The sequence below is a fragment of the Methylocystis sp. genome, assembly GCF_051062815.1.
In the GTDB taxonomy this organism is placed as follows: domain Bacteria; phylum Pseudomonadota; class Alphaproteobacteria; order Rhizobiales; family Beijerinckiaceae; genus Methylocystis.
Genome location: NZ_JBPFDU010000029.1, coordinates 98,350 through 111,857, shown reverse-complemented (window position 1 = coordinate 111,857; position 13,508 = coordinate 98,350). Strand labels below are relative to the sequence as shown.

At 63.1% G+C, this 13,508-nt stretch carries 13 protein-coding genes and 1 tRNA gene; 7 read left to right on the top strand and 7 right to left on the bottom strand.

What is annotated here, in order from left to right; all coding sequences use genetic code 11:
• Complete coding sequence (gene hemF, locus ACR65W_RS04435; RefSeq protein ID WP_434498049.1) at positions 1 to 987, top strand: oxygen-dependent coproporphyrinogen oxidase; 987 nt, start codon at positions 1 to 3, stop codon at positions 985 to 987.
• Between the two features lie 146 nt (positions 988 to 1,133).
• On the opposite strand, the gene ACR65W_RS04430 is transcribed toward hemF, so the two are convergent.
• Together ACR65W_RS04430 and ACR65W_RS04425 are read right to left on the bottom strand one after the other, a co-directional pair.
• Positions 1,134 to 1,508 (bottom strand): GtrA family protein, encoded by a 375-nt coding sequence (locus ACR65W_RS04430; protein ID WP_434498050.1) that lies wholly within the window; start codon positions 1,506 to 1,508, stop codon positions 1,134 to 1,136.
• Positions 1,509 to 1,510: 2 nt separating this feature from the next.
• Positions 1,511 to 1,813, bottom strand: a complete 303-nt coding sequence (locus ACR65W_RS04425; protein WP_434498051.1) for a c-type cytochrome — start codon at positions 1,811 to 1,813, stop codon at positions 1,511 to 1,513.
• Positions 1,814 to 2,265: 452 nt separating this feature from the next.
• Between ACR65W_RS04425 and carB the strand changes: the two genes are divergently transcribed.
• From carB to ACR65W_RS04400, 5 genes are all read left to right on the top strand, one after another.
• A complete protein-coding gene (gene carB, locus ACR65W_RS04420; RefSeq protein ID WP_434498052.1) occupies positions 2,266 to 5,604 on the top strand; it encodes a carbamoyl-phosphate synthase large subunit in 3,339 nt (1,112 codons plus the stop codon).
• A 156-nt stretch (positions 5,605 to 5,760) separates the two neighbouring features.
• Positions 5,761 to 6,237 (top strand): transcription elongation factor GreA, encoded by a 477-nt coding sequence (greA, locus tag ACR65W_RS04415; protein ID WP_196399164.1) that lies wholly within the window; start codon positions 5,761 to 5,763, stop codon positions 6,235 to 6,237.
• Between the two features lie 78 nt (positions 6,238 to 6,315).
• Entirely contained in the window at positions 6,316 to 7,353 is a 1,038-nt protein-coding gene (locus tag ACR65W_RS04410) for a mitochondrial fission ELM1 family protein (protein WP_434498053.1), read from the top strand.
• A 120-nt stretch (positions 7,354 to 7,473) separates the two neighbouring features.
• Positions 7,474 to 7,549: transfer RNA gene (locus tag ACR65W_RS04405), tRNA-Thr, on the top strand.
• Between the two features lie 235 nt (positions 7,550 to 7,784).
• A complete protein-coding gene (locus tag ACR65W_RS04400; RefSeq protein ID WP_434498054.1) occupies positions 7,785 to 9,065 on the top strand; it encodes an OmpA family protein in 1,281 nt (426 codons plus the stop codon).
• A gap of 77 nt (positions 9,066 to 9,142) precedes the next feature.
• Here ACR65W_RS04400 and ACR65W_RS04395 read toward each other — a convergent pair whose 3' ends face one another.
• Both ACR65W_RS04395 and ACR65W_RS04390 read right to left on the bottom strand, forming a co-directional pair.
• Positions 9,143 to 9,439, bottom strand: a complete 297-nt coding sequence (locus tag ACR65W_RS04395) for a hypothetical protein (protein WP_434498055.1) — start codon at positions 9,437 to 9,439, stop codon at positions 9,143 to 9,145.
• A 34-nt stretch (positions 9,440 to 9,473) separates the two neighbouring features.
• The gene (locus ACR65W_RS04390) at positions 9,474 to 9,803 is read right to left on the bottom strand and encodes a hypothetical protein (protein ID WP_434498057.1); all 330 of its coding nucleotides are present in this window, start codon (positions 9,801 to 9,803) and stop codon (positions 9,474 to 9,476) included.
• A 204-nt stretch (positions 9,804 to 10,007) separates the two neighbouring features.
• Here ACR65W_RS04390 and ACR65W_RS04385 point away from each other — a divergent pair, with 204 nt between their 5' ends.
• Positions 10,008 to 10,271 carry a hypothetical protein gene (locus ACR65W_RS04385; RefSeq protein WP_434498058.1) on the top strand — a complete coding sequence of 88 codons (264 nt, stop codon included), beginning with the start codon at positions 10,008 to 10,010 and terminating at the stop codon, positions 10,269 to 10,271.
• Positions 10,272 to 10,352: 81 nt separating this feature from the next.
• Here ACR65W_RS04385 and fabG read toward each other — a convergent pair whose 3' ends face one another.
• From fabG to ACR65W_RS04370, 3 genes are all read right to left on the bottom strand, one after another.
• Positions 10,353 to 11,138 carry a 3-oxoacyl-ACP reductase FabG gene (gene fabG / locus ACR65W_RS04380; RefSeq protein WP_434498059.1) on the bottom strand — a complete coding sequence of 262 codons (786 nt, stop codon included), beginning with the start codon at positions 11,136 to 11,138 and terminating at the stop codon, positions 10,353 to 10,355.
• 38 nt (positions 11,139 to 11,176) lie between these two features.
• Positions 11,177 to 12,082, bottom strand: coding sequence for an outer membrane protein (locus tag ACR65W_RS04375; RefSeq protein WP_434498060.1), 906 nt, complete (start codon positions 12,080 to 12,082; stop codon positions 11,177 to 11,179).
• Between the two features lie 217 nt (positions 12,083 to 12,299).
• Positions 12,300 to 13,487, bottom strand: a complete 1,188-nt coding sequence (locus tag ACR65W_RS04370; protein ID WP_434498061.1) for an acetate/propionate family kinase — start codon at positions 13,485 to 13,487, stop codon at positions 12,300 to 12,302.
• Positions 13,488 to 13,508: the final 21 nt, after the last annotated feature.

Sequence of the window (13,508 nt, the reverse complement as noted above, 5' to 3'; positions counted from 1 at the left end):
ATGAACGCCGCGCAGGATCAACTCGAAGCCCGCAAGGACGCCGCGCGCGCATGGTTTGAATCGTTGCAGCTGCGCATCATCGCCGCCTTCGAAGCGCTGGAGGACGAAGCGACGGGTCCGTTCGCCCCCGATGCCGAAGCGCCAGGGCGCTTCGTTCTCACGCCCTGGAGCCGGACGGACCACGGCGGCGCGACTTTAGGAAGCGACGCGCGAAACATCGGCGGCGCGACTTTAGGAAGCGCCGCTCCAAACATCGGCGGCGCGCCGGGGGGCGGCGGCCGCATGGGGATGATCAGGGGCCGCGTGTTCGAAAAGGCCGGCGTGCATTGCTCAACGGTCTTTGGAACCTTCGCGCCTGAATTCGCCAAGCAGATTCCCGGCGCGGCGGAAGACCCGCGGTTTTTCGCGACCGGCATCTCGCTGATCGCGCATCCCTGGAACCCAAATGTTCCCGCCGTGCATATGAACACGCGCTTCGTCGTGACGAGCAAAGCCTGGTTTGGCGGCGGCGCCGACCTCACGCCGGTGCTCGACGCGCGCCGCACGCAGGACGATCCCGACACGATCGCATTTCACGCCGCGATGCGCGGCGCCTGCGAGCGTCATAAAGTCGCCGACTATGCGCGTTTCAAGCAATGGTGCGACGACTATTTCTTTCTCGCCCATCGCAACGAGCCGCGCGGAATCGGCGGGATTTTTTACGACTATTTCAACAGCGCCGGAGACGCGCAGAATTCCGCCTGGGATGAGGATTTCGCCTTCACCCGCGACGTCGGCGAAAGCTTTGTCGAGATCTATCCCGAGCTGGTGCGGCGCAACTTCGCCAAGCCCTGGAGCGAGGCGCAGCGCGACGAACAGCTCGTGCGGCGCGGCCGCTATGTCGAATATAATCTGCTCTACGACCGCGGCACGATCTTCGGATTGAAGACTGGCGGCAATGTCGACTCGATCCTCTCGTCCATGCCGCCGCTGGTGAAGTGGCCGTAATTTCTTTCGTGCATTATTAGAGCAGCGTCATGCCCGCGCTTGTCGCGGGCATCCACGCGGCGCCGCTGCGGCCTCCTTGCAGCATTCATGGCATGTCACAACGTGGATGGCCGGGACAAGCCCGGCCATGACGGCCAGAAAGCGCTTCACCCAAATGTCCATCGCCGGTTGAGCGCGAAGGTGACGAACATCGCCAGCACGGTCGTGACCATCTGCGCCGGGAGATAAGGCGCGCCCCAGCGATCGACGAAGAGGCTCATCAACGCATAGGTGACGCAAAAGCCGACGAAGGCGACCAGCGCAAAGCGCCACGTCGCCTCGGCATGCGGCCGGTCGCTTGCAAAGGTGTGGCGCCGGTTCAAGAGATAGGCGATGAGCCCGCCGACCACATAGCCGCATAGCGTCGCCGGCACCGCGTGCCAGCCCGCGCCTTCGACCAAGGCGATGAGAATGGCGTAATGCGCAAGCGTCGCGCCGACGCCGACCGACGCGTAAGTCGCAAGCTGGCGCGCCGTCGACATGCTCAGCGCGGCATCGCGGCGTAATGGCGCGCGATGTCGCGCATCTCGGCTTCCGACATTTGGCGGCTCATGTAGCGCATCTCCTTATGCGCCCGCCTGCCGGTTTTGAACGCCTTGATCTGGTTGAGGAGATAGAGTTCGTGCTGGCCGGCAAGATGCGGAACGTCGGCGCTTTTGGCGATCCCGTCCGCGCCATGACACGCCGCGCATTGCGTCAGAACGTCGGAAAGCTCGCCGGCCTGGGCGCGCCCGGCGCCGGCGATGAAAAGCAATATCGGAAAAAGCAATGAGGTCGTAATCCGCATGGGCGCCATTTCGAAGGAACGAGGAACGGGAATGATAGCGCAATTCGCCGGCCTGCGGCGCGATCCCGCCGCTCCGTGGCCCCTATCCCGCCACCGCCGCCCCTTCACATAACCGTCAATCTCGTCTAGACAGTCGGCGACTTTCGAGCCGGGCGCGCCCCGCTCGCCGCCCGCATCGCCGGTTCGCCGACAGAATGACGGGCAAGTTCGGGACGCGTTCCGGTCCAGGGGCCGGAAACGCGGCCCTTTTTTATGCGCGCTCGCCTCCCGCGCGGCGTGCGCCGGGCAATAGACGAAAGGTTTCCTCATTCTGAGGAGGCGGCGCAGCCGCCGTCTCGAAGGACGAGGAAACCGCTGGACACATCTCGCCCTCCTGCTTCGAGACGCGCCTTACGGCGCTCCTCGGCATGAGGGCGAAAGAGCGCTGACGAGCGGATGACAACTGAGGCGGCATGCCGAAAAGAACCGACATTTCCACGATCATGATCATCGGCGCCGGCCCCATCGTCATCGGCCAGGCGTGCGAATTCGACTATTCAGGCACCCAGGCCTGCAAGGCGCTCAAGGCGGAAGGCTATCGGATCGTTCTCGTCAATTCCAATCCGGCGACGATCATGACCGACCCGGACATGGCGGACCGCACCTATATCGAGCCGATAACGCCCGAAATCGTCGCCAAGATCATTGAGAAGGAGCGCTACGCGGCGCCCGGCGGCTTCGCGCTGCTGCCGACGATGGGCGGACAGACGGCGCTCAATTGTGCGCTCAGCCTCGAAAAAATGGGCGTGCTGAAAACATTCGACGTCGAGATGATTGGCGCGACCGCCCATGCGATCGACAAGGCCGAGGATCGCGAACTGTTTCGCGAGGCGATGACGAAAATCGGCCTCGACACGCCGCGCTCGCATCACGTCAAGACATTGGCGGCCGCGCTCGAGGCGCTCGACGATATCAGCCTGCCGGCGATCATCCGGCCGTCCTTTACGCTCGGCGGCACCGGCGGCGGCATCGCCTACAATAAGGTGGAGTTCATCGAGATCGTCGAGCGCGGCATCGACGCCTCACCGACCAATGAAGTGCTGGTCGAAGAAAGCGTTCTCGGCTGGAAGGAATATGAGATGGAGGTCGTCCGCGACAAAGCGGACAATTGCATCATCATCTGCTCCATCGAGAACATCGATCCGATGGGCGTGCACACGGGCGACAGCATCACCGTCGCGCCGGCGTTGACGCTGACCGACAAAGAATACCAGATCATGCGGGACGCCTCGATCGCGGTGTTGCGCGAGATCGGCGTCGAAACCGGCGGCTCGAACGTGCAATTCGCGGTCGATCCCTCAAACGGCCGCATGATCGTCATCGAGATGAACCCGCGCGTGTCGCGTTCGTCGGCGCTGGCGTCGAAAGCCACTGGCTTTCCGATCGCCAAGGTCGCGGCGCGACTGGCGGTCGGCTACACGCTGGACGAGATCGCCAATGACATCACCGGCGGCGCGACGCCTGCGTCCTTCGAGCCGACGATCGATTATATCGTCACCAAAATTCCGCGCTTCGCCTTCGAGAAATTTCCAGGCTCCGAACCGATATTGACCACGGCCATGAAGTCGGTCGGCGAAGCGATGGCGATCGGACGCAATTTCGCCGAGTCGCTGCAAAAGGCGTTGCGCTCGCTGGAGACCGGCCTTTGCGGGCTCGATGACATCGAGATCGAAGGCTTCGGAAAAGGCGACGACATGAATGTGCTGCGCGGCGCGCTCGGCACGCCGACGCCGGACCGGCTGCTCGTCGTCGGCCAGGCGCTGCGGCTTGGCATGACCGCTGACGCCATTCACGAGGCGAGCAAGATCGACATCTGGTTCATCGAGCGCATCGCGGAAATCGTCGCGCTCGAAAACAAGATCAAGACATATGGCCTGCCAGAGGACGCCGAGAATCTTCGCAAGCTCAAATTCGCGGGCTTCTCCGATTCGCGCCTCGCGACGCTTACGGGCCTGGAAGAAGAAGACGTGCGCGACATGCGCCACCGTCTCGACGTGCGGCCCGTCTACAAGCGCATCGATACATGCGCGGCCGAATTCGCCTCGCCCACAGCCTATATGTATTCGACCTATGAGACGCCGTTCATAGGGAGTCCCGCGAATGAGGCGCATCCCTCGGAAAAGAACAAGATCGTCATTCTGGGCGGCGGCCCGAACCGTATCGGGCAAGGCATCGAATTCGACTATTGCTGCTGTCACGCCTGCTTCGCGCTCGCCGACGCCGGTTTCGAGACGATCATGATCAATTGCAATCCGGAGACGGTTTCGACGGATTACGACACGTCCGACCGGCTGTATTTCGAACCGCTGACGAATGAAGACGTCGCCGAAATTCTCGATGTCGAGAAGTCCAATGGCGTGCTTGTGGGCGTCATCGTGCAATATGGCGGGCAAACGCCACTGAAGCTTGCGCACGGCCTCGAGCAGGCGGGCGCGCCTATTCTGGGCACGCCGGTCGATTCGATCGACCTCGCCGAGGACCGCGATCGCTTCAAGCGGCTTCTCGACAAGCTGGGGCTGAAACAACCCAAAAACGGCATCGCCTATTCCGTGGAGCAGTCGCGGATCGTCGTGCAGGAGCTTGGGCTGCCGCTCGTCGTGCGCCCAAGCTATGTGCTGGGCGGCCGCGCCATGGCGATCATCCGCGATCAAAGCGATCTCGACGATTATCTTCTCGGCACGTTGCCAAGCCTTGTGCCGTCCGAGATCAAGGCGCGCTACCCGAATGACAAGACCGGGCAGATCAACACGGTGCTCGGCAAGAATCCGCTGCTCTTCGATCGCTATCTGACCGACGCCATCGAAATCGACGTGGATTGTCTCGCCGACGGCGACGAGGCCGTCATCGCCGGCGTGATGGAACATATCGAAGAGGCGGGCATTCATTCAGGCGATTCGGCCTGTTCGCTGCCGCCGCGCTCGCTCGCGCCCGAGACGATCGCCGCGCTCGAGGCGCAGACGGAAAGCCTCGCCATGGCGCTTGGAGTCGTCGGCTTGATGAATGTGCAGTTCGCGCTCAAGGACGGCGAGATCTACGTGCTCGAGGTGAACCCGCGCGCCTCGCGCACCGTGCCGTTTGTCGCCAAGGTGATCGGCAGCCCCATCGCCAAGATCGCGGCTCGGGTGATGGCCGGCGCGAAGCTCGTCGACTTCGATCCGCTCGACACGAAGCCGGCGCATGTCGGCGTGAAGGAGGCCGTTTTCCCCTTCGCGCGGTTTCCAGGCGTCGATACCGTCCTTGGCCCCGAAATGCGCTCAACGGGCGAAGTCATGGGTCTCGACACCTCGTTTGACGCCGCCTTCGTCAAAAGCCAGCTCGGCGGCGGCACCAAGGCCCCGCGCGAGGGCGTCGTTTTCGTCTCGGTCAGGGACGCGGACAAAGGCCGAATCATTCCGGCGGTCCGCCTGCTGAAGGAGGTCGGCTTCTCCATCGTCGCCACGGGCGGCACGGCGCGCTACCTCGTCGAGCGGGGAATTCCCGCCCAGAAATTGAACAAGGTGTCGGAGGGACGGCCGCATATCGTCGACGCCATCAAGAACGGCTCGATCGCGCTCGTCTTCAACACGACCGAAGGGGCGCAGGCGCTTGCGGACTCGCGCTCCTTGCGCCGCGCGGCGCTTCTGCATAAGGTTCCCTATTATACGACCCTGGCGGGGGCGGTCGCGGCGGCCCAGGGAATACGCGCCTATGTGTCTGGAGACCTGAGGGTCCGGGCGCTGCAGGACTATTTTCCGCCCAACGCGACCAAGTGAATTTGGGAGTTCTGCGACGCAAGCGGCGGTGCGGTAACATTTGACCACCACTTGGCGGCCTACGCTTTAGCGCATGGCCGCAGTTCGGCGGGCGCAACCTCCGCCGATGCGCCGCGTGATTGGCGAAACTCAAGAAAAGACTAGAAAGCGAAAGCAATGGTGGACAAGGTACCCATGACCGCCGGCGGCTACGCCGCGCTCACCGAAGAATTGCGCCGCCGACAGCAGGAGGACCGTCCGCGAATCATTCAGCAGATCTCTGAAGCGCGCGCGCACGGCGATCTTTCGGAAAACGCCGAATATCACGCGGCGAAAGAGGCGCAGTCGCTGAATGAAGGCCGCATCGCCGAACTCGAGGACAAGCTTTCGCGCGCCGAAGTCATCGACGTATCGAAGCTCAAGGGCTCGACCATCAAATTCGGCGCGACGGTCACGATCGTCGACGAGGACACCGAAGAGGAGAAAGCCTATCAGATCGTCGGCGAGACCGAGGCCGATGTGAAGAGCGGCCGGGTCTCGATCACGAGCCCCATCGCTCGCGCCCTGATCGGCAAGACCGTCGGCGACACCGTGGAAGTGACGACTCCGGGCGGCGGCAAGAGCTACGAGATCCTCAAGGTCGCGTTTGGGTGAGGCGCGGGGCGGCACCCCCTCCCTGTCCCTCCCCCGCTAAAGCGGGAGAGGGAACCCTAACCGCAAAGGTTGCGCGGCTTGTGCCACTGGCCCAGATCTGACCCCCTCTCCCGCGAAGCGGGGGAGGGTTGGGGAGGGGGCGCTTCGAGCATCCCGGGCCTCCCGCTGCATACGACAATCCGCATTCTCTCCGACGGCCGGGCCGGGCATGAGGCGCAGACGCTCGGCGTCGCCGAAGCGCTGGGCGTGGCGCCCGACATTCGCTGCGTCGCGCCGCGCGCTATTTACGCAGCGCTCGCGCCGTTTGCCCCAGCCGATCCGCGGGACGCCTTGGCACTCGCCCCGCCCTACCCGGATATCGCGATCGCCGCGGGACGGCGAACGATCCCAGCGCTCCAGCGGCTGAAGAACGGCTCCGACGGGCGAACATTCACGGTTTATCTGAACAAGCCCGCGAACGGGCCCAGCGCCGCCGATCTCATCGTCGCGCCGCGCCACGATTGCCTTCGCGCAGCCAATGTCTTCTCGCCGCTGACGCCCGCCAACCGCATCACCCCCGAGCGGCTCGCCGCCGCGCGCGCTGCGCCCGATCCGCGCATCGCCGTCCTGCGCCGCCCGCGCATTGCGCTCATCGTCGGCGGCGACAGCCGGCATGGCGCCTATCGCGCGGCGCACATCGCCGAACTGGAGCACATCGCCGTTTCGTTGCTCGCGAGCGGGCGCGGCGTGATGGCCACCGCGTCGCGACGCACGCCCACAGCCCTGCGCGAGAGGCTGCGGCGCGTTCTTGCCGCCCCGAGCGGCTTCTTCTGGCATGGAGAGGGAGAGAACCCCTATCTCTCGATGCTGGCGAACGCCGATGCGATCATCGTCACTGGCGACAGCGTCAATATGGTGGGAGAGGCGATCGCGACCGCCGCGCCGGTCTATGTCATCCCGCCGCCCGGCCGCCGAGGCAAGATCGACGCCTATCTCGGCGCTTTGCGCGACGCCGGCGCGATCCGTATCTGGAGCGGCGCGCTCGCGGATTGGCGCCGCACGCCAGTCAATGCGACGCCCGATATCGCAAGCGCCGTCGCACAGGCCTATTTAGCCTTTACCGCGCCGCGTCGTTAATTCTGAGCTCCCAGCCCGAATTGTTATCGGCCCTGCCCTGGCAAGGCGCGAGGCTGCTTGAAAAACCCGCCGCGCGCCGATAAGAGTGACCCGCCGCGCGCCTTAGGGCGTCCGCCAATCGCCGCTTTAGCTCAGCTGGTAGAGCACCTCATTCGTAATGAGGGGGTCGGGGGTTCGAATCCCTCAAGCGGCACCAATGAAATCAAATAGTTGTAAAAAATACCAGATTAAAGATACCGAACCCAAGCGGACTCCGTTCAATGAAATGCCCACACTGCTCGATCGCCTTCCATGACAATTGGATAGATGGGCTTATTACTTCGAAGAAGAAACCCACCAATGGATGGACCACCCATTGGTGGGTTTGGAAATTGTGCTGCGAAATCAGGACGAAATCCTGAGCTTCTTGGTGCTGATGTAGGGGTATGCGGGTGTTTCGACTTATTTTTCCAGTAGCTTTATTGTTGATGGCGGCGACAGCCTGCGGAAGCACAAGCGAAAACGCAACCGCCGCCGATGCCGCTTCCAGTCAGATGGCTGAGCAGGCAGCACAGGAAAATGCAACGACCGTGCAGCCCATCGATTACCTCAGCTTCGCGCAAGGGGCGGTTCCGGTGCGGATCGGCGGCGCGGCAGAAGCGCTTAATGTAGGAATGGAGCAGGCGCTTCAAATCATCGATGGAGACGAGGGGGGCTTTTCCGCAACACCAAAACCGGGAGCTGGCGACAGCGCGATTTGGTTCATCTACCGCCTTCCCGCAGCCACCACATTTACCCGCTTTGCCGTTCCCAACATCCTTGAAACGCCGAGCCCGTCGCAAACTTTTTTCCGTGAAATCCAGGTCTTTGGGGGCAATGATGGGCCTGATGGCGAATTCATGCCAATTGGCGCCGCAACGCTCGCAACCCATGATAGCCGGGGCAAACGCACGTTCTTTGCGGCTGATAAGGAGCGAGCCGTAACATGGGTCAAGGTGCAACTGGCCGGCGGCATCAACGTGGAACGGGATCGGACTTTCTTCGAGTTCAGCGAATTGATCGGCGAAGGCCGGCAGGAACCGGTTGCGCTCTCCACCGCATTCGATGGGAAATGGCGCGGGCGCGGCGTGGTGCTGGAGCTTGCGCAGGAAGGATCGCTCGTTTCCGGCTGCTATGACCGGGTAGGCGATCTGGAGGGCGCTGTTAACGGCAATATCTTGCGCGCCACCGGGACGAACCGGACCAGCGGCGTACGCAGCACCTTTGTCCTCTCCGTTGTCGATGGCAACATCACGGGCGTGCGGTCAACCAACGGGGGGCCGTTCCGGCTTTACGAGGGCGACGCCGACGCCGATCTCGTGACCGGATGCGGTTCCGCCAAGGTAGAACCGCCGGGCTGCGGCGATACGCTATACGGCATTCAGTTCGACTATGATTCGGCGGTTATTCGCCCGAAATCCTTTGATACGATCGATGCGCTCCGCAGCGGGCTGGAAGGGTCTACCGAATCAGCCGTAACCATCGTTGGCCACACGTCGAGCGAAGGCAGCGATGCCTATAATCTCGATCTCTCGCAGCGCCGGGCCGAGGCGGTCGTTGCGGCCTTACAGGAACGTGGGTTGAAGAATGCGAAGATCTCCGCCCGGGGCGCCGGCGAAGCGGAACCCATTGCCGACAACGGCAGCGAGACCGGCCGTTCCCTGAACCGCCGGGTGGAAATCAGGTGTCAATAAGGCGATAGGCGTTCAGCGACGGCCGGTCCTTCCGGCCTGGTTCGTCATGCGCTGGTGGAGGGGGAGGAAGTGATTTCTCACTCCCCGCCAAGCCAAGCATAAACCAACAAGCCCGCCAGGAAAATCGCCAGCAGCGAAAAGAAACCGCCGCTCAACCAAAGCGGAATGCGAGAGAGCCAATAGGTCAGTCCGGCATCCTTGCCGGCCGGGCGGAAGGCATCAGCCACGCCGGCAGCGAGCAGTGCCGCAAATTGCCAGCCGAGAAAGGCGGAAATCCGGTTGGAGCCGCGCGTGAAACCACTCCCTGAGGGTTCGAGCGTCGCATAAGCTGCGAACCCCCAGGCCACCAGAATCACCCAGATCGCTGCAATCAATGGAATTAGCCAGCGAGACACCCCACTCATCGCCTCAGTCCCCCTGCCATTCGGAGGAAAATTCCTCCCCGGTCCAGATAATATCGACCGAGGATGAATCGTCCTTGCCGATTGTTAAGCTCTGGCCAGGCAAAACCGGCGGTACGGCGTCCCCGTTCTCCAGGCTGACTGGAGGATTGACCCGCCACCAGTCAATGGATTCAAAATAGGCCGGGACAAGCTCCTCGCCGATCCGGTCAGTCAGCCAGAGCAAATGCAGCCATGCGCCGGCGCGGCAGATTGCTTTGCCGCGCTTGCCATCTCGCAACCGTGTGACCGGCGCCGCATTGTCCAGCGATCCGTCATTGTCGAAGCGCGCCGCCACTCGTTAAGCTTCTGTCCGGGCGAAGTCTTCTGCCATTGCCGCTCTTCGGATGACCTTCCACGGCAGCACTGGCTCCACCATTTTTTCCCCGCGTGGCCCTTTAGCTCAGCAGAAGCTTGTGAATAATTATTGTGCAGCATGACTATTCAGTAGGCTCACATTGATCACGGAAGTGGCAGGCTTCCATTGATGCAGGGGAATAAAATGGACAAAAGCGGTATCCTTCGGCCAGCAACCCTGGCCTTTGCAATTGTCGCCGTCCTGAGCGCCTCGATTGCGCCGGCTGCGGCCGCAAGCCGGGCGGCGCGAGCGCAAGCCCGCTATACTGATTATTACGCCCTGGCGCCCTCAGAGATGGACGCAGGCGCCGCCATCCACCACGTCGGCAACTGCTTCCACACCAATAGCGCAGTCGAAGCCGCGCGCGGCATCCGCCATTGGACAGGCGCTTGCGCTGGAGGCCATTGATCACTGCCGGACCTCGCGGCATGCTTGGATGGCCTTTCGATCAACTCAACCAAGTCTGCGACCCGTTGCGGCCAAAGCCGCTCACTGCCCCATCTCCTGCAGCGCCGTCAGCGACTCAGGCAACACCTGCCCGCCATCGATCACCAGCGTTTGGCCGGTGATATAGGCGGCTTCGTCGCTCGCAAAAAACAGCGCGGCGTAGGCGATATCCTCGACGCTCCCGAGCCGGCGTTGGGGGATCGAGGCCGTCATCTGCGCCAAATAGTCTTCACCGAGCGCGTCGAGTCCTTCGGTGCGCACATTGCCGGGCAGAACGGCGTTGATGGTGATTCCGTAAGGCGTCAGTTCCAGCGCCGCCGTGCGCATGAAGCCGAGTTGTCCCGCCTTGCTCGCCGCGTAATGCGTCCAGCCGGGATAGCCGGTGATCGGACCCGTGATCGACGAGGTGAGCACGATCCGCCCCCGACCGCTGCGCGCCAGCGCGGGCACGCAGGCCCGCACGCTCAGAAAGGCGCCGGCAAGATTGGTCGACAACACCTCGTTCCATTGCTCCAGCGTCATCTCCATCATACGGGCAGCCGGAAAGACGCCGGCGTTGGCGCAGAGAATGTCGACGCCGCCGTGCCGCTCGAGCGCCGCGGCCGCCATCCGCTCGACATCGCCCGGAGCGCCGACATCGGCGGCGAAACCGCTGGCGCGTCCCCCTTCCGCCCGAATCGCCGCCGCCGTCGCCTCGGCCTGCGCGAGGTCACGGCCAACCACCAGCACCTGCGCGCCCTTGGCTGCAAAAACACGCGCGACGCCACGGCCGATGCCCCGGCTGCCGCCGGTGACGATGACCGACCGACCGGCGATGGAGGTGAGCATATGATGGGACCTCTCTTCTGGCGTCCCCTTCGGGCGAATCAATATTTCGCGACGACGGGCGCGGCGCCCCAGTTGAAGTGGTAGTTCAGACCGACGCGGACGACATGACCGTCAAAGCGCGTGCGCGCCTGAGTAGCGTTGGCGAACAACAGGTTCGTGAGCTGCCAATCGGTGGTGATCGCGACGGGATAGGCGGCGGCGCCGAGATCGTAAAAGAGATATTCGATCTTGGCGCTCCATTGCGGCCAAAACATCCATTCCAGTCCGCCGCCGGCCGTCCAACCGACCCGCGTTTGCGAAAATCGTCCCTGACTGGCGCCGATCAACAAAAAGCCGGAGAAATCATTCGGCACGTGTTGGAAAAAACTCGTGGTGGACGTCGCCTGGCCGTAAGCCAGTCCGCCCGTCGCATAAGCAAGCAATGTCGGCGTTATGAGATAGCCGAGCCGACCACGCACCGTGCCGAGAAAATCAAGCGACTTGCCGCTCGCAACGCTCGTCAGCAGGTTGAGCCCCGGCGCCGGCGTGGGCGCGAGCGTCACGACGGCGGCGGCGCCGTTCGAGCCGGCGACGCCCTGAATGTCAGTTTCTATTCCAGCGAGAAACGCGCCGTTGAATTGCAAATCATAGCCGAGTTGGCCGCCGCCAATGAAACCGGCGCCATTCGTCGAGACGCCGCCCGTCCCTGTGATGGCTGCAGCCGCCGCCCACGGGACATTGTCGGCGCCATTGATGAGAAAGGGCGCCGAAGCGAAATTGGTCCCCGTGCTTGCGTTCCATGCGCCGCCCGCATTCAAACCGGCATGGAAGCCGGTCCACGCCGGCGGCGGGGGCGGAAGATAGGCCGGCGGCGCCTTGCGGGAGGGCAAATCCGCGGCGATCGCCGATCCCGTTGCGAACGCCAGCGCCATAACAGCGCCTGTCAAGAATTTATGGACCATCATTGTCCTCGCCGTGAAGAACTCCAGAAAGACGGCAAATGAGCAAGGCGAGAGGCGTTTCGCAATTCGAACCTTTCGCTTCGACCGCGCGTTTACGTCGTTTCGCGACGGATGTGCCTTTTCTGCAACAGCAATTTCTTTTGGAATTGGACAGGGCGATTCCATTTGCTCCTGCCGCAGCGACCGCCGCGCGCCGCGTCGCAATCACTTGGCCGCAGCATCACCTGGCCGCGGCCGTCAATCCTGCCGTTTCAATCGTGTGGCGCGCAATCATCGCTTCCTCGTCGGTCGGCGTCACGAACACGGGGATGCGCGATTGGGGCGCCGAAATCACCGGGTCGTTGCGCGAATTGGCCGCCGTGTCGAGCGTCAGCCCCAGCCAGCCGAGGCCCTCGACCACGCCGGCGCGCACGCGCGGCGAATTCTCTCCAATTCCGGCCGTAAATACCAGCGCGTCGAAACCGCCGATCGCCGCCGCGAGCGCCGCGATCTCCATTTTGATGCGATGAATGAAATAGGCGATCGCGGCTAGGGCGCGGGGTTCTTGGGACGCCTCGAGCGTGCGCATGTCATGCGAGACGCCGGAGAGGCCGAGTAGGCCCGAGCGTTCATAAAGGAGATGCGACAGCTCCTCGGACGTCATGCCCTCGCTCTGGAGCAGATAAAGCAGCAGTCCGGGATCGATCTGTCCGCAGCGGGTGCCCATGGGCAGGCCTTCCAGCGCCGAGAAGCCCATGCTGGTGGCGATCGAACGCCCGCCTTTCATCGCGCAAAGCGACGCGCCATTGCCAAGATGCGCGACGATGACGCCGCCTTCGGCGTGAACCGGATCGATCGTGCGGAGGCGCCGGGAGATATATTCATACGACAACCCGTGGAAGCCGAAGCGGCGCAAGCCATGCTCGTAATAGGAATAGGGAAGCGCATAGGCGTCGTCGACGAAGGCGTGTCCACGATGGAAAGCCGTATCGAAACACGCGACCTGCGGCACATGCGGAAAGGCTTCCCTGGCGCCTTCGATTCCGGCAAGGTTGTGCGGCTGATGCAGCGGCGCCAGCGGGATCAATTCGCGCAGTTCCGCGATGGCTTCCGCATCGACGATGATTGGCGCGGCGAAGCTCAGCCCGCCATGCACGACTCGGTGCCCGATCGCGCTTACCGCCGCCGCCGGGTAAGCGTCTTCGATCCATTCGAAGATCGTTGCAATCGCCTGCTTGTGAGTGAGCTTGGCGGCGAGCCGCCTGTCGCTTGCGTCTCCATCGACAATGGCCGCGCGAAAGCGCGGCTTCGCGCCGAGCCCTTCGACCGCGCCCGAAACGATCAGCCGCGGCCAGTCGGCGTCCGCCGCGAACAGGGCGAATTTCACCGAGGAAGACCCGGCGTTAAGCGTAACGACGCGATCGGCCATGTCCCCTCAGCCTCCAGGCCG